This is a genomic window from Nocardiopsis xinjiangensis YIM 90004 (genome assembly GCF_000341145.1).
In the GTDB taxonomy this organism is placed as follows: Bacteria; Actinomycetota; Actinomycetes; order Streptosporangiales; family Streptosporangiaceae; genus Nocardiopsis; species Nocardiopsis xinjiangensis.
Map to the genome: position 1 here is coordinate 1 of NZ_ANBE01000044.1, position 15,314 is coordinate 15,314.

A 15,314-nucleotide genomic window follows, 5' to 3' on the forward strand; every position below is an offset into this window, starting at 1 on the left:
TTCTCCGTCGGCGAAATCGAACCATTCCCGACATACGTCGCCACCTTTACCCTGACCAGCGAAGAAGACGCTAGATCTTTCTGCCGGAGCGGAAAGATCGGGAATTATCTTATCGTGGCTGCAGGTGAGATGAATGAGGAAGAGAATGAGCGGCACTTCATCGGGGACATAGAACTAGTGGATCCCAAACAATGCTCGTCAGTAAAACAAGGCGAGCGAGTCGCCCGCAGCGCTGTTTTCAGCTTTCCTGAAGGGGAGCGGGTTTCAGTATGGGCCGTAGCAGAGGAATATGGACGGTAGATGTGACTATGCCCCCCGTCTTCGGCCTGACTCTGCCTCCCGCGAACTCGTACCGAACCATCAGCGCGAGCGCGGTCCTGCTTGTCGCGCTGACCGCGTGCTCGTCCGACGATCCGGCCCCCTCTTCCAACGGCTCGGACTCGTCCGATGCCACGGCCACCTTCCCTGACATCTCCGGGGAGGTCGGACAAACCCCTACCGTCGAGTTCTCGGGTGACCCCGAGGTCGAGAGCGTGGAAACCCTCGTCGTCACCAACGGAACCGAAGGCACGGTCGCCTCGGACGACCTGGTGGCATCACACCAGGTGATCTACGAGCGGGGCCCGGACGGACACGTACGCGAAACCTACTCCAGTTTCGATGAGGCTCCCCTGCTCATCTCCGTGGCCGACCTGGCCGAAGCGGCCCCTGAGGCAGCCGAGGCTTTCGAGGGTGAAGAGGTGGGAACGCGCCTGGCCATGGCTTTCCCACCGTCGCATTCCGCGCTTTCCCCCGACCCCGGGGGCACGGGGGGCGCCGGCGAGGAAGACACGTCGTCGCTGTTCGTCTACGACATCGTGGACCGCTACCAGGCCGGGGCGACCGTGGACCAGGAGGAAGAGGAGGCCGTCTTCGACGGCGACGGTGAGCTGCCGGACGTTCGTGTCCCACAGGGGCAGCAGCCTCGGGTGACCGTTCCGGACACCGAGCCCCCGGAAGAACTGATCACTGTCACCCTGATCGATGGGGAGGGTGAACCCGCCACGGCCGGGGCCACGGTGGTCACCCAGTTCCATGCACTGACTTGGGACGACGGGGTGGAGTTCGACTCCACGTGGGAGTACGGGGCCTCTCCCAAGAACTTCGCGCTGGAGCCGTCCTCGGTGATCGAGGGTTGGCTCGACGGGCTGGAGGGCGTGCAGTCCGGCAGCCGCGTCATGCTGACCGTCCCGCCGGAGTCGGGGTATGGATCCGGCGGGAACGAAGCGGTGGACGTGGGCCCCGATGAGACGCTGGTGTACGTCATCGACATCGTCGACGTGCTTCCACCGGCCTGAGCCGAGCCCGTGCAGGGGTCTCCGATGCGGCCTACCGCACCGGAGACATCGGAGGTGAGGCGACAGCGCCGGAGCCCGTGGCCCGGAACGGCGGCGGAGACGACGGACCCGGCCGGGGATGCGCCGGCCGGGTCCGTGACTGCGGTAGGGGGAAGGCCCTCGGGGCCGTGGGTCAGTACCAGGCCCCGGTGCCGTAGACACGGGCGTGGCTGGTGGACACCTCGGGGTCGCCCTGGTCGAGGGCGGTGACCGCCAGGACGGCGCCGGCGCCGCCGGGGAGGCCGGCCAGCCCACCGAGGCGGATCTCGTGGTCGTCGGGGACGATCTCCTGGTCGGTGACCCGGCCGTCGGCGTCCCGGTGTTCCATCACGGGGTTCCAGTCGCCGTTGGAGAGGTGCAGGCCGCCCTCGCCGTCGTCGGCGACGGCGTCGTAGGAGCCCTCTTCCTCACCGACCTCCACGGTCCACTCGGTACCGTCGTACCGGGCCAGCACCGGCTTGCCGTGGTTCTTCTCGTCGGCGTCCTTCCAGGTGACCGCACCGACCGCCCACACCTCGTCCGCGGAGCGCACCAGCACGTCGTTGAAGGAGGCCCCGGCTTCGCCTTCGGGGATGTCGACCGCGGGGATCTCCTCGGGGGTCCAGCCGGTTCCGTCCCAGCGTTCCACGATCAGTTCCCCGCCCTGGCCTCCGACCGCGAAGACCTCCCCGGTCTCGGCGGCGCCCACGCCCTCGGCGACGGTCGGGGCGGTCTGAGAGGTCCACTCCTGGCCGTCGAAGTAGGCCGCTTCGGTCCCGCCGAGGATGGAACCGGCCAGCGCCCAGGCGTTGCCCTCTCCCACGGCGGCGAGGGCCGTGGGTTCCATCTCGGGGGCGAAGTCGATCGCGGAAGCCGTCCAGCTCTGCCCGTCGTAGTGCGCGGCTGAGGTGCCCGCGTCGTAGGAGTGCGCGAGTGCCCAGACCTGTCCGTCACTGCCGGCGTCGGCGACGACGGGGAGAGCGGTCAGGCCGTCCGGGGCGGTTTCCTCCTGCCACCGCTGCCCGTCCCAGAGCTCGATCCGCGGGGCCTCGGGGTCCTCGGGGTCGCTGCCGAACGCCCACACCTCGTCGGCCGCGGTCGCCGCGACCGCGCCGTAGGAGCCGCCCTGTTCGACGGATCCGTGGATGTGTTCCCACCCCTCCTGCGCCTGGGCGGGTGAGGCCTGCGTCTGGGCGACCGGGTCCGGTGCCGCGTCGGTGGCCCCGGCCACGGCGACGACCCCGGCCACGGCAGCGGCCCCGGCGGCGACCCCGGCCACGGCGACGATGCCGGTGCGAGCGTGTCGTCGGTGTGTCTTCGCTTCGGTCTGGTCGGTAGGTCTGTTCCCCATTCACGTCCCCTGGCTGTTGCAGCGGTGCTGTGTCATGGCGGTTCCGTGCCACCGCTTCGTGGGACGCGCATGTGCGGGAAAGCGTTGGCAGAGGGGGTTTTCGGCCTTCCCCCGCCCCGCCGGCCGCGGTGAGGACGCAGGTGGAGGACCGCGGCGTCGAACCACCTGGTGCGCGGCGCCTGTTACACCGGGTCGCCGAGCAGATCAAGGCAGAAGTCCAGCTCGGCGACCAACGAAGCTCCTCACGCCGGCGGCCCGGTGTCGGCGGACACCGGCAGCACGGACCGTGTGCACGCGCGGGCGGCTCAGGTTCGGAGCTCGGCTCTGCACGGCTTCCGCAGGGAAGCGTTCAGCTCCCTCGGCACGACCACGAAAGCGGGCGCGTATCCACCACAAGCAAGAGTGCCACCCTGGGCACATTCGCGGATACCCCGAGGAAGCAGATGCGCTTGCCCGCACGCAGCGGGCCACCCGCCCACAACCGACGCCGACGCGCTGGTGACCGTGCTCACCCGGGTGCTCTCGCGCAGCTGGGACGGCGGCGAGGCGGTCACCGCACTCAACACTGCTGTTGTCTGCTTCGGCCGTCTCGACCGCCTGTTCCGCGACGGTGGCCGGATCCCCACGTACTGGTCGGCCGCAGGCACGTTCGTGACGGTGCCCGGGATGGTTCTGGCCGACGTCGATTACGGCAATGTGAGTGAGGGGCTGAGGACAGCCGGGAACGCGGAGGCGTGCCGCCGGGCTCTCCATGAAGCCCGGCCGGAGTGGAAGGCCCTGACGGCTTCTCCAGAGGCCGGGGTCCGCCCGTAGCCCTCCCTCGGATCCGACCCTGCCGGGACAAACCGGGGCGAGCCCAAAGCCCAATCACGCAGCGACCACCACTGAAGAACCGAGGTCGACGAGCGCGTGTACCGACCATAGCTCTGAAGGGGCTCCCCGTGCGTTCGCCGGCGATGGGGAAGTCCGCGGCGGTCTCCAACCGCTCCGGCTCCGTCCACGTGACGGGCATGGCCACCGGTGCGCCGGGCCGGGCCCGCACGGCGTAGGTGCCACGGCCAACTGCTCCCGCCCGTTGCGCAGGTAATCCACGAACAGGCGCACCAGGCGGGCGTCCTTGTGGAACTCGGTCGTCAGGCCGCCCGGCCACCCCGCCGCAGGGCTGAAACGGTCGAGTGACTGTCCGGGCCCCGCCATACTCGACTGATACCGCCCGGACGTGCTGTTTCCCACAAGGCGCACAGCCAAGCGATATTTGGCGCTGGCCGAATGTGGCCACGGTTCCGCACAGAGCACATTTTCGTTTTCTCTGCAGCACAGAGCCCCACAAGGCGCATTGGGGCCTCCAGAGCTACTCGCGTCATTGGTAGGGTTCCGTTGGCCCTGCATATCTCCCACTCCCAGGAACTCCTGTGTCCAATGAAATCGGGACGAGTATTGACGCCCTTCCCGAAGCGGAAGCAGCCGAACTCCTCGCCGAGACAATGGCTCTTCTCGGTGGTCGCTTCGAAACGACTGTCGAGGACATGAGCGCACCCGCCTCTTCTTATGTGAGCTCCGCCCTGTCCGACTACCTCGAAAACACATTGGAAAACATCCAGGAAACCGCCCGCAGCGGCATCGCCCTCGCCCAGGATGTCCAGGGTTCGGTGTTGGAGATCGCTGCTACCGACAACGACAACGCCGAAGATTTCAGGGAAGGGGTCGAAGAGCTCGATATCCCCGTCAATTTCTGATCCTTGGAAGAGCGATACCCGTGGCAAGTGTTGAAGGCATTACTCTGGACCTTCCCGACCCCATCGAGGCCGACACGGCGAAGCTACGCACCGGGTGCGACGATCTGGAAACACTGCGAGAGGACATGCTCGGCCAGTCCGATGACACCTACACCCAGACGTGCGCCTCGGCTGACAAGTTCACCGACCTCATCGCTTGGGACATCAGCTCAGCTTCCGGTGATGAGCTCATGGCTTGGGAAGAGACATCCAAAGCTTTGACCCACGGCGCCGGCGTACTACGGCTCTGGGCGGAGGACATCGACACCTACCTGGCCGAACGTAGCTCCATCGAGACCCGGTGGGGCGAGGCCAAGGAGGCGGCCCTGAAGATGGAGGAACTCAATGCCGACCCGACGTACCACATGCGCAGAGCTGCCGTGCAAGCGGTGCCAGGGGTGATACCTACGCCATTGGTGAACCCGGTAGAAGAGCTGCAGGAGATCCGGGAAGAACTGCGCTCGGAGCACGCCACACACTGGGGCACGCTGATGGACCAGGCCGAGCAGCTCAAATCCGATCTGCGTAACGGCCCCGGCAAGGAAACGCTGGAACGCATGTCCGAGATGGGGCTCCTCAACGGCGGAGAGCTCTCCATCTATGGTGGCCAAGGCCTGGTGCCCGATGATGTCAAGCCGTGGGAGGACCACCCTCCGCACGTGGTCAAGGCTTGGTGGGACTCCTTGTCGGAAGAAGAACGCGAACAGGCCATGGAGGAAGATTCCAATCATCTGCGCGATCTCGACGGGATCCCCGCGGTCGTACGCGATCGGCTCAACCGGGAGCACCTGGACGACGAGATAAGCCGCGTCGAGGGCGAGATCGAAGAACTCGAAGAAAAACGAGACGACCCCGATCTGAGTTGGCCAGACAGTGTTGATCTGGAAAATGAGATCGAGGAGCTTGAAGATCAGCGTTCGAGAATGAACGGATTGAACAGCGACCTCGGAGAGAGCGCAAGCGACGACGACAAGTATCTGCTTTCCTTCTCCGTGCCCAGTCCTGCTCCAGGCCATCAGCAGGGTCGCCTGATCGTCTCTGAAGGGAACCCTGACACCGCTGACAACGTGGCCACACTCGTCCCGGGAACCGGGCATTCTTGGGAAAGCGGACCCGGTCAGATGGACCGGGCAAGTGATCTCAGGCAATCGGCCAGCACGGCGGACCCCAAGGCTGACCATGCCGTCATCAGTTGGATCGGGTACGACCCTCCTCAGGGGGCGGGAGCAGGAGCAGAAACGAGCGCGGTACGCGGGGAGGAGGCTCTGGGTAGCTTCCAGGGCGGGCTGAGGGCCACCCATGAAGGCACTTCACCTTCACACAACACCGTGATCGGCCACAGCTATGGCTCTACTCTGGTCGGCCATGCCGCTCAGGGCGACGGCGGTCTCGACGCGGACGGTATCGCTCTGGTGGGAAGCCCCGGGGCGGACGCCGACCATGTGTCCGAGCTCGGATTCCGCCCCGAGGACGCACACACTACAACGTCCAAGATCGACCTCCTCATCAGAACGACCAGTGGAACCGTCCACGGCGCCGACCCTACCGGCTGGGGGTTCGGAGCCACAGAATTGGGATCCGATTGGCATTCTGGACACTCCGACTACTTCGACAAAAATACAGAATCGTGGAGAAATTTGGGAAGGATTATCGCAGGAGAGGACATCAACCAGTGAAACGAGCAGCGACCCTCCCGGCCTGCACCCTCAGCACCGCCCTACTACTGACCGGATGCAGCTACGTCACACCGACCATTACCCAAGAAGAAGCAACAGAAAAAGTCCAAGAACACGCACAAAACACCCTCGCCGCCCTCCCCCAAAAAGCCGAACTCGAAAAGCGGGGCGGCCCTGGATCACCCCCTTGCGGAAATCCAAGCATGCTGAGCGAAGAAGACCGCGTCACCGTCAGCGAATTTTTCTGGATCCGCGGAATACCAGAAGAAGACAACGAAACCACCCTCGAACTCCTGCACGACCACTGGGACACCAACGACTACCAAATCCTCAACGACAACCGCCCGAACGACCCCTTCATCAACGTAGAGAATGAAGAAGACTCCTTCCAGGTAGCAATCGAATACAACAAGTACGGAGATCTCGCCCTCACAGTCAGGTCCCCCTGCCTCTGGCCCGACGGCACCCCCGAAATCTTCTGAGACCATCCCGCCGAAATCACCGCACTCCAACCACTCCCACGAAAACACAGGACCTGGAGAAACATAGACAGAATGATCGTGGGAGAGGGGGTAGAACAGTGAAACGAGCAGTGATCCTCCCAGTCTGCGCACTCAGCACCGCCTTTCTCCTGAGCGGATGCAGTTATGCCACACCGACCATCACCCAAGAAGAAGCAACAGAAAAAGTCCAAGAACACGCACAAAACACCCTCGCCGCCCTCCCCCAAAAAGCCGAACTCGAAGAACTAAGCGAACCCAGCTCCTCCCCTTGCGGAGATGGAACAATCTTCGGCCCCAATGACCGCGTCGCCGTCGGTGTAAGTTTCTGGATCCATAAAATACCAGAAGAAGACAACGAAACCACTCTCGAACTCCTGCACGACCACTGGACCGACAACGGCTACCAGATCCTCAACGACAGTCGCCCGGATGACACCTTCATCAACGCAAGAAACGAAGAAGACTCTTTTCTCGTAGCAACCCAATACAACAAAAACGGCACGCTCTCACTCACCGTCGGCTCTCCCTGCCTCTGGCCCGATGGCGACCCCGAAATCTTCTGAGACCATCTCAACGCGCGCAGAGTCTTCTTCGGTTACGGCAGCTGTGGATAGCCCTGCCGGCGCGGTGGCCGCGACGATCCGGTCGCTGTACGGCTCCCAGGGCTGGTCCAGGCACACCAGGAGGTCGAGCGCTCTGGCGGGGACGTCGTCCACGGTCCCGATCGCCTCGGGGCTCACGATGATCCGGGCCGTTGTCGTCGGTAGCTTCAGCTCCGGCCCGTCCTGACCGCCGTCGGCCACCTACCGGAGCCGCTCGACGAGGCTCTTCAGGGCCGACGACCGCGAGGGTCGCCCGTCTGCTCGTGCCACACGTGCACGCCGGCAAGGCCGGCTCGGCGCCCGGTGCGCGGCGGCGGAAGGTTCACCCGGTCCGATCGCCGACGGTCCGCCCCTTCCTTCACGCCTGATCCGACCGGCCGCTCGCGCCGAGGCCGTAGAGCGCGGCGGCGTTGCCGACGAGCACCGCGTCGATCTCCTGAGCGGGCAACGACGCCTGACGAATGTAGTCGAACGCCCTGAGGTACTTCTCCTGCTGGAAGTAGGGGTGATCGGACCCCGCGAGGATCCGCCGGTCCGCGCCCAGGGTGTCCGAGGCGAGCCGCAACGACGGGGTGTGGAAGTTGGCGGCGTCGAACCACATGGTGCGCAGCGTCGCGTCCGGCGAAGCGGGGAAGGCGTTCCAGTCGGTGTAGTTGTCCTCGATCCTCTGCGCGAGGAAGGGAAGGTCCCCGCCCAGATGCGCGATGTGGAACCGCAGGCGCGGGAACCGCCGGGGGACGTCGGCCTTGAGCAGGTGGAGTGTTGCTGTCGCGTCCTCGACGGGGGCTCCGTTGACCCACTCCAGTCGGTGCTCGGTGATCATGGGCGAACGGGCCCCGCACCCGGTGGGGTGGACGTTGACGACGGCGCCGCGCGCGTCGAGGGCTTCCCACACGGGTGAGAGCCGGTCACTGGCGAGCGAGAGCCCGCCTGCGAGAGTCGTCAGCGAGACACCGGCCATGCCGAGCTGGTCGAACATGCGCGGTATCTCGGCGAGGGATTGGTCGATGTGGGGCAGCGGGAGCGTTCCGTACGCGAGGAAACGGTCGGGGTGCTCGCACACGAGCCGGGCGTAGTCGTCGTTGATGTCCCGGGCGAGGGCCAGCGAGGACGCAGCGTCGGGGCCGGAGGGGACCTGGGGCGTCACGGCGAGAACCTGCAGTCCGACCTGGGCACGGTCCATCCACACGAACCGTGTCGACAGGTCCTGGTCGGTCGTGTCGGCGCCGAGGCCGCGTGCGTTCCTCGTGCTGTCCGGCGGGACGCCGATCTCCTCGAGCCGGTCCAGGTACCAGGTCGGATAGACGTGTGTATGGGTGTCGATCGCCGTTGCCCGGACACTGCCCGGGTCGGAGCTGGGGGCCATCGTGTCCTGTTCCTTCCGCATACCTCTTGTGCCCTGGGTGCCTCTGCGACGCGGTGTGCGTCCCTTCGGGCGGGCATCCGGTGAGCACGCACTCGAACGCCGACCCCTTCGCTTTGGCACTGCATGCGTTTCGGGCGAAACCGAAAGTAGTTGCCACAGCACCGAACGGAACCTGTTCCGCCTTCGGAGCCCGCTCAGGGCGAGGGCCGGCGCGGGTCAGGTCCGTAGCTCGCCCCATGCGAGGGTGCGGTCGGTGAGGCGGGAGTGTTCGGCCGCCAGGGCCATCCAGTGGCTGTCCAGTGAGGCCTCGAGCGTGGTCGCCACGTGGCCCTCGAAGTCGCCGGAGGCCACCGCGTCGACGAACCTCTCCGTCAGCGCGTCGTCGCCGCCGGCGTGCCCGCGGTGGTCGGCCGCCTCGGAGCTGGACGGCACCGCGTTCCACTCGTGCACGGGGTGGCCGAGCGGGCCGTTGGCGGACACACGCATGTCCTCACCCAGGCGGGACAGGTCGTGGGGGCCGGGGGCGAAACTCTCCAGCCGCAGTTCCCCGCTCTCCATGCGCCCGGACAGTTCCCCGCGCGAGCCGGTGATCTGGAACGTGCGGGTGTTGGCGCCGGTGAAGGCCGAGGTGGTCAAGGAGGCCGTCAGGCCGCCGGGGAAGGAGAACACGGTCTGCTGGTGGTCGGCCACGTCGTTGTCCGAGCGGTACACGCACCGCCCGTAGGGCCCGTCCTCCAGCGCCGCCATCCGGCCCTGCGGGCTCACGTCCGGCCCCAGCAGGGCCACCGGCCAACCGTCGACGTCGGCCAGGGCCTCGGCGTAGTACCGCGGGGCGTGGAACGGGCAGGTGTCGGCCGCCGGGCAGCCCTTCGCGCAGTGCGTCGGTGCGCCCTCGGGGGCGTTGCCGGAGTGGAAGTGCACGAGGCTGCCCATGCTGGAGACCCGTTCGGGCGCGCGCTCGGCCAGCCACCGGATGATGTCCAGGTCGTGGCAGGTCTTGGCCAGCACCATCGGGCTGGAGGTGTCGGTGCGGCGCCAGTTCCCCCGCACGTAGGAGTGGGCGAAGTGCCAGAACCCGATGTTCTCCTCGATGCGGATGGTGACCGGGTCACCGATCGTGCCGGAGGAGACCGCCTGTCGGACCGAACGCCAGAACGGTGCCTCGCGCAGCACGTGCGCGACGGCGATGCGCGGCTTCAGTCCCGACAACCGCTCCTCCAGGTCCAGGAGTGAGGCCCGGTCCGGGGCGATGGGTTTCTCCAGCAGGACGGCCAGACCGCGTTCGGCCGCCGCCACGGTCGGTTCGACGTGGTCCTCGTCCGGCAGGGCCACCACGACCGCGTCCAGGCCGAGGCCGGCGCTGTCGGCCATGAGGCCGCGCCAGGAGGCGTAACGGTTCTCGGGCAGGACGCCTGCTCGGTCGGCGAAGGTGTCGCGGCGGTGGTCCAGGGGCTCGGCGACGGCCACCACACGGCTGCGGCCGGGGTTTTCGAGGAACCAACGGCCGTAGGTCTGCGCTCCCCTGCCTCCAGCACCGAGAACGGCGACGCGGACGGGATCGGGCACGGTTCAGCTCTCCTTCTCGGTCTCAGCGGGCGCTGTGCCCGTACCCGGACTCCGGGCGCCGGACTCCTGGACACCCTGCGGCGGCCCGCCCTTGGCCGGCAACCGTAGGAGGAGCGCTCTCCTGCCTTCCGGGGTGGTCGGGTACCTGGCTGCCTCTCGTCAACGGCCCGCGCGGCTCAGCCGGCCCGGTCGGTTCGCTGCCCCGGCGAGGTCGCGTGGGGTTCAAACGACGAAGGTCCCTTTTCCACGAACCGTGTGCACAAGGCCGCGCTCCCGAAGTTCCTTCACGGCGCGTCCGGCGGTCATGCGAGCAACTTCGTACTTGGCCGCGATGTCGATCTCCCCGGGAATGCGGTCTTCGGACTTCAGCTCTCCGGCTTTGATCCGAGCCTCTATGTGGTCCGCGATGACCACGTACACGAGTTTTGGTCCCTTGGGGTCGATGTGCGGCATTTCGGTGCTCATGGATCCACAGTAGGCCGCTATGGCCTGCATGGATACCTAGGATGCCCCAGTAGGGCTGGCAGAACATCACTAGGGCACTGTAGGGTGGTTGCTCCAGAACCAAATAACGCGGCCCCGGACGCCGTCACGTCCAGGGCCGCTGGACAACGCTGGAAGGAGCGTTGCCGTGAACAGCCTACTTGTCCTGGTCTTCGCGATCGTCCGCCTGCTCCGTCCCTCGGACGGCCTCCACGCGGACCCATGCGGGTACTTCCGCGCACTGGCCTCCGAGGCTCGCCGACGCCGGTCCACCCGAGTACGACGGTTCGCGCCACCGGCCCCCGCGACCACGGAGAGCAGCACCGAGCCGACCCCGCTGATCCCGGCCCCGCGCAAGCCTGCCGACGGGCGCCCTCCTGTGCGTACGGCCCTGTCCGCCGTGGCCTCGGTGGTCGACCCCCGGGAGGTCGAGTCGCCCGCCGCGATGGTGCGGCCGGGTTACCGGGCGCATGAGCGACGCATGACCCGCCTCGCGGCCGAGCGGGACCGCTTGGGGGCCGCCGTACTCCTCGGCCTCTCCCCCATCACGGAAGGGGCCGCCTGATGAGCTACGACTACGACGCACGCGACTGGTGGACCTCCGCCCTCCCCAACCTCCGAGCGACAGCGTTCTGCGCTGTCGGGCACGTTCACGAAGACGGACACGAATCCACCACGGGCGGGAGCGTCACCCTTCCCACACCGGCGACGCGTGGCGACGACATGTGCACGGCCGACGACGAGGACGACAGCGGCACGCTTGCCCGCCCACACCCGGCTCACCTGCCCACGACCGACGTCGACGCGCTGGTGGCCGTGCTGACCCGGGTGCTGTCGCGCCGCTGGGACAGTCGCGAGGCGGTGACCGCGCTCAACACCGCTGATGTCTGCTTCGGCCGTCTCGACCGCCTGCTCCGCGACGGTGGGGAGCTTCCCGCGCGCTGGGCGGCCGCCGGCACGTTCGTGTCGGTCACCGGGATGGTGCTCGCCGACGTCGATTACGACGGCGTGAGTGAGGAACTGAGGGCGACCGGGGACGCGGCGACGTGCCTTCGGGCTCTCCGTGACGCCTGGTCGGGGTGGAAGGCTCTGACGGGTTCGCTGGAGGCCGGGGGTCCGCTGCCGGGCCCGTGGGAGCGCCCGTAGCCCTCCCTCGGGTCCAGGCCCCGCCGTCCGACGGTCGGCGGTGCCTGGACCCGGCTTCCCGTGTCCCCGGATCGGGATCGGCCGAGAAGCGCTTCCGGTCCTGGCCCGGTCATCGATCCGGCGAGCGTCGAGACCGAGCCGGCCCCGCTCCCGTCCCAGGCCAAGAGGTCTCGCTGGTATGTTCGCTGCTGGCCCGATCGAGGGCCGACGGCCGACGGGGACCGCACGACCCGTCGGCGACACGATCCGCCCATCCCCCAGACACCGCCGCAGCCCGGACCGAGGACGCAGGAAGACCCCACGCATGGCCGAGCTCAAGTACTTCACCGGTTCGATGAACTCGGGCAAGAGCACCATGGCCCTCCAGGAACACCACTCCCGCGGGGGTGAGGGCGTGCTCTACACGAAACAGGACCGGGCCGGCTCGGGGGTCATCTCCTCACGGCTGGGGCTCAAGGCGACCGCCGAGGAGATCGGCGACCTGCTGGACCTGTACGACGACATCGCCGACCGCAAGGTGCCGTACGTGATCGTGGACGAGGCACAGTTCTTGTCGCACAAGCAGGTCGGACAGCTGGCCGGGGTCGTCGACGGGATCAAGATCGACGTGTACTGCTACGGGATCCTCACCGACTTCCAGGGACAGCTCTTTCCCGGGTCGAAGAGGCTCCTGGCGCTNGCGGGAACCGGGCCACACACAACGCCCGAGTGGTGGACGGGGTCATGGTGTACAAGGGCGAACAGGTACACATCGGAGGGAAAGAGTCGTACACGACTCTGTGCCGACACCACTTCATGGCTGGTGTGGCTTAAAGGCGCTCTCCAAAGAGGCTATCTAGCTGTCCGGTATCCAGTAGTCAAAACCACTATCCAGGAAAGACGCGATCTCTCGAGCCTCCCCTTCGAACTCATTCTTCGTCACTTCACCGATCGAATCCTCCTCCTGCCTCTCGAAGTGAATCGAATAAACTGCACTCTTCGACTGCAACATGACGATGTACGACTGCTCGCCATCTTCATTTTCCCCATAGACATACTGGGCACCATCATCAAAACCTGGAACACCTTGGGATGAAACGTAACCAAGCCCCTCAGAAAGATCCCCAGAAAGCTGCTCAAACCTTTCAGAGGCCAAATCCTCAGTAGAATCTTTCCCATCAGATTCAATGGCGGCTTCGTAGCTGAAATGGAACACCCAAGGAGAAGACCCGCTACTGGGCTGCAGAACCCAAGAGCATTCATCCTGAACAACACGAGTGGCCCCAGGAATCTCTATCTCATCCTCAGAGCGCGTGTCCAGATAATTTTCACCTTCGTCCTGACGTTCGACATTAATCTTCGTGAGCTCGTCAAGGTTATCGTCACAGACGTTCATCTCCTCTTCCTCGAGAGATGAACGAGCCTCCCCAATTCCTTCGGGAACAGCGCCTTCAGTCCCTCCACTCCCCTGCACACCAGACGAAGTGAAATCAAAAATCGATGTTACAAGTAGCGTCAGAACACCAAAAATACTGAAGGCCGCGAGGGACCCACACCCAAACATCGCGAGGGCAGCCTTCCAGCCGTGAAGCCCCTGCTTGGCCGGATTTTTCTCCTCGGGCTTCTCGTCCGTCTCAGTCACGGTTAACCCTGCGCCTCCAGCTGGGACTTCACATCGGGGTGTTCGAGCGGGCGGGTGAAACCCATGATGTCCGCACGATTGGGGTCATCGTACTCTCGCACGGCGATCGGCCCACAGTTGGTGCACCAGGCCTCCACCATGAGCCCGTCGCCCACGACCATTCCCAAGTGTCCGGGCCCCGGAGGCTCGCCCGCACGCTGAACGTCGAAGAAGACCAGGTCACCGGGTTGTTCTTCGCCTTGGTCGATTCTGGGGCCGAACTCCCACTGGTCCTGGGAAATCCGTGGAATGGTCACCCCGATGTCCTCGTACGCCTTCATGATCAACCCGGAGCAGTCATAGCCATCCGGCCCGGTGCCGCCCCAGATATAAGGGAGTCCCCGCTGGTCGAGGGCCCAGTCGACGACGGCCTGGGAAACGTCGTCAGGGGCCTGGCCGATCGGCTCACCGTCCTCCTGCAGGGTGCACACCACTTCGCTACGCATGGCGCCCGAGGTGTCGTAGTCGCCTTCGGCGTAGCGTCCGGCCCATTCGAGGACGTCGTCCACGTACCACCACGCATGGTTGTAACCGTAGATCGCCTCGCGCACGTTGTCCTCGATACCGTGCGCGATCAAGTAATCGGCCGCCGCGGGGATGGCGTCGGCCGGATCGTAGACGTTCACGACGCCGTCGTCGTTGCCGTCGACCCCGTATCCGTCCTCGGGGCGCTCGTCGACGGACTGGATCGGTTCTCCGCCCCAGCTGTTACCCGCCGCAGAGCCGTCCAGGGAACCGAACTGCATGGGACCGGCCGCGCCCCAGTCGTTGTGCCCCTCGGTGATCCCCGGCCCTTCCCAGCGGCCGTGGTGGGACTCGACCTGTCCAACGCCGGCGAGGACGTTCCACGGGATGCCCCGGTCCTCCCCGACCTCCTTGTAGATCTCCAGGTAGTTCTCGGGCACGGAGTCGTCGGCGTAACCGCTGGCGTCGGGCTGCTGCGCGTCGGCGTTCTCCGAGCAGACGGCACCGCTGCCCACGAGGGAACCCAGCTGCTGCGAGGTATTGCTGATCACCGGGACCACCATCAGAGCGGCGAACGTGACGGCGACCAGGGAAACGGCCACGACCACGCCGGTCCAGGTCAGCGCTGCACCACGGTCGGAATCAACGGGGGCGGGGGCAAAGAGGGATTTCAACGGGGCTCATTCCCCTCCGAGCTGTCCGGCATCGGCGGGCTGGAAGTCGTGCACCCGCCAGCCCTGTCCTTCACTGGTCACCGTGATCGCGAAGTCGCCGAGCTCCTCGTCGAACTCCGTGTCGGCGGTCTCGGTGATCGACTGGACCTCGACCACGAAAGTGATCGAGTCGCCGCCGTAGGTGCGGATCGACTGGACCTCGGCCCGCCCTTCGGCCACGGCCTCGGCCTCGGCGCCCTCCTGCCAGAAGGCACCGGCGCGGGTGCTCTCGGAGAGCACCTCGGCGTAGTCGTCGCTTGCGAGGTCCTCCATACCGGCGAAGTAGTCCTCGGGCTCCTCGGTGTAGTCGATGGTCCCGTACACCTCACCGAAGGCCCGCGCCGTCGCACCGGCCGCCAAGAGCTCGTCCTCGCTGAAGGGGAACCAGTCGAGAACGTCGATGTCCTCTTCCGCGGTCGTGGGTATGGGGCTCGGCGGCACGGTCGACAAGTCGTTCGGTGACTCGGCGGTGCCTTGGCCCTGCCGGTCTCCCTGATCGGTTTCCTGGTCGGCACGGTCGCCCTCTTCGTCACCGCCGAACCCGCCGAAGGCGAAGTAACCGCCGAAGGCGAGCAGGGCGACGACGAGCACCACAACGACTCTGCGTTGTGTGTGTTCAGGGAGTGGGTTCGGCATGGGTCGAGGCTTTCATC

16 protein-coding genes and 1 pseudogene are annotated in these 15,314 nt (G+C 66.0%); 10 read left to right on the forward strand and 7 right to left on the reverse strand.

Translation table 11 applies throughout. From position 1 onward, the window contains the following. Together D473_RS27870 and D473_RS0119345 are read left to right on the forward strand one after the other, a co-directional pair. Window positions 1–300 (forward strand): hypothetical protein (locus tag D473_RS27870; RefSeq protein ID WP_206539033.1); only part of this gene is annotated, 300 nt, incomplete at its 5' end. 8 nt (window positions 301–308) lie between these two features. Continuing rightward, window positions 309–1,337 carry an FKBP-type peptidyl-prolyl cis-trans isomerase gene (locus D473_RS0119345; RefSeq protein ID WP_017610700.1) on the forward strand — a complete coding sequence of 343 codons (1,029 nt, stop codon included), beginning with the start codon at window positions 309–311 and terminating at the stop codon, window positions 1,335–1,337. Between the two features lie 172 nt (window positions 1,338–1,509). Here the strand turns inward: D473_RS0119345 and D473_RS0119350 are convergent, their stop codons facing one another. Further along, window positions 1,510–2,706, reverse strand: coding sequence for a hypothetical protein (locus D473_RS0119350; protein WP_017610701.1), 1,197 nt, complete (start codon window positions 2,704–2,706; stop codon window positions 1,510–1,512). Window positions 2,707–3,204: 498 nt separating this feature from the next. On the opposite strand from D473_RS0119350, the gene D473_RS27745 reads away from it, so the two are divergent. From D473_RS27745 to D473_RS27305, 5 genes are all read left to right on the forward strand, one after another. Continuing rightward, a complete protein-coding gene (locus tag D473_RS27745; protein WP_017610702.1) occupies window positions 3,205–3,519 on the forward strand; it encodes a hypothetical protein in 315 nt (104 codons plus the stop codon). Window positions 3,520–4,118: 599 nt separating this feature from the next. Beyond that, window positions 4,119–4,442 (forward strand): hypothetical protein, encoded by a 324-nt coding sequence (locus tag D473_RS0119360; protein WP_026127115.1) that lies wholly within the window; start codon window positions 4,119–4,121, stop codon window positions 4,440–4,442. A 20-nt stretch (window positions 4,443–4,462) separates the two neighbouring features. Next, window positions 4,463–6,157, forward strand: a complete 1,695-nt coding sequence (locus D473_RS26775) for an alpha/beta hydrolase (RefSeq protein WP_083918045.1) — start codon at window positions 4,463–4,465, stop codon at window positions 6,155–6,157. Next, complete coding sequence (locus D473_RS27300; protein WP_152436881.1) at window positions 6,154–6,639, forward strand: hypothetical protein; 486 nt, start codon at window positions 6,154–6,156, stop codon at window positions 6,637–6,639. Before D473_RS26775 ends, D473_RS27300 begins: the two co-directional genes overlap by 4 nt. Before the next feature lie 110 nt (window positions 6,640–6,749). Next, window positions 6,750–7,223: a hypothetical protein gene (locus D473_RS27305; RefSeq protein ID WP_161626430.1), complete on the forward strand. Its 474-nt coding sequence runs from the start codon at window positions 6,750–6,752 to the stop codon at window positions 7,221–7,223. A 397-nt stretch (window positions 7,224–7,620) separates the two neighbouring features. Here the strand turns inward: D473_RS27305 and D473_RS0119385 are convergent, their stop codons facing one another. From D473_RS0119385 to D473_RS0119395, 3 genes are all read right to left on the reverse strand, one after another. Then, the gene (locus tag D473_RS0119385; RefSeq protein ID WP_017610709.1) at window positions 7,621–8,628 is read right to left on the reverse strand and encodes an amidohydrolase family protein; all 1,008 of its coding nucleotides are present in this window, start codon (window positions 8,626–8,628) and stop codon (window positions 7,621–7,623) included. Between the two features lie 216 nt (window positions 8,629–8,844). Further along, a complete protein-coding gene (locus D473_RS0119390) occupies window positions 8,845–10,194 on the reverse strand; it encodes a Gfo/Idh/MocA family protein (RefSeq protein ID WP_017610710.1) in 1,350 nt (449 codons plus the stop codon). 222 nt (window positions 10,195–10,416) lie between these two features. Continuing rightward, entirely contained in the window at window positions 10,417–10,659 is a 243-nt protein-coding gene (locus D473_RS0119395; RefSeq protein WP_017578539.1) for a GntR family transcriptional regulator, read from the reverse strand. Between the two features lie 166 nt (window positions 10,660–10,825). Here D473_RS0119395 and D473_RS0119400 point away from each other — a divergent pair, with 166 nt between their 5' ends. The 3 genes and pseudogenes from D473_RS0119400 (at window position 10,826) to D473_RS25855 (ending at window position 12,636) form a co-directional block, all read left to right on the forward strand. Beyond that, complete coding sequence (locus D473_RS0119400; RefSeq protein ID WP_017610711.1) at window positions 10,826–11,242, forward strand: hypothetical protein; 417 nt, start codon at window positions 10,826–10,828, stop codon at window positions 11,240–11,242. Beyond that, entirely contained in the window at window positions 11,242–11,823 is a 582-nt protein-coding gene (locus tag D473_RS0119405; protein ID WP_017610712.1) for a hypothetical protein, read from the forward strand. Before D473_RS0119400 ends, D473_RS0119405 begins: the two co-directional genes overlap by 1 nt. Before the next feature lie 304 nt (window positions 11,824–12,127). After that, a pseudogene (locus tag D473_RS25855) lies at window positions 12,128–12,636 on the forward strand (thymidine kinase). 22 nt (window positions 12,637–12,658) lie between these two features. On the opposite strand, the gene D473_RS28565 reads toward D473_RS25855, so the two are convergent. From D473_RS28565 to D473_RS0119425, 3 genes are read right to left on the reverse strand one after another with little or no spacing between them, the layout of a single operon-like run. After that, window positions 12,659–13,444, reverse strand: a complete 786-nt coding sequence (locus D473_RS28565) for a hypothetical protein (protein WP_152436883.1) — start codon at window positions 13,442–13,444, stop codon at window positions 12,659–12,661. A gap of 2 nt (window positions 13,445–13,446) precedes the next feature. After that, window positions 13,447–14,622 (reverse strand): C40 family peptidase, encoded by a 1,176-nt coding sequence (locus tag D473_RS0119420; RefSeq protein ID WP_026127118.1) that lies wholly within the window; start codon window positions 14,620–14,622, stop codon window positions 13,447–13,449. A 6-nt stretch (window positions 14,623–14,628) separates the two neighbouring features. Continuing rightward, complete coding sequence (locus D473_RS0119425; RefSeq protein ID WP_026127119.1) at window positions 14,629–15,297, reverse strand: hypothetical protein; 669 nt, start codon at window positions 15,295–15,297, stop codon at window positions 14,629–14,631. Window positions 15,298–15,314: the final 17 nt, after the last annotated feature.

What these genes read in the sequence shown, in the direction of transcription:
- D473_RS0119345 (WP_017610700.1), top strand. Translation starts at nt 309, where the DNA reads ATGCCCCCCGTCTTCGGCCTGACTCTGCCTCCCGCGAACTCGTACCGA.
- D473_RS0119350 (WP_017610701.1), bottom strand. Translation starts at nt 2,706, where the DNA reads ATGGGGAACAGACCTACCGACCAGACCGAAGCGAAGACACACCGACGA.
- D473_RS0119385 (WP_017610709.1), bottom strand. Translation starts at nt 8,628, where the DNA reads ATGGCCCCCAGCTCCGACCCGGGCAGTGTCCGGGCAACGGCGATCGAC.
- D473_RS0119395 (WP_017578539.1), bottom strand. Translation starts at nt 10,659, where the DNA reads ATGAGCACCGAAATGCCGCACATCGACCCCAAGGGACCAAAACTCGTG.
- D473_RS0119405 (WP_017610712.1), top strand. Translation starts at nt 11,242, where the DNA reads ATGAGCTACGACTACGACGCACGCGACTGGTGGACCTCCGCCCTCCCC.
- D473_RS0119425 (WP_026127119.1), bottom strand. Translation starts at nt 15,297, where the DNA reads ATGCCGAACCCACTCCCTGAACACACACAACGCAGAGTCGTTGTGGTG.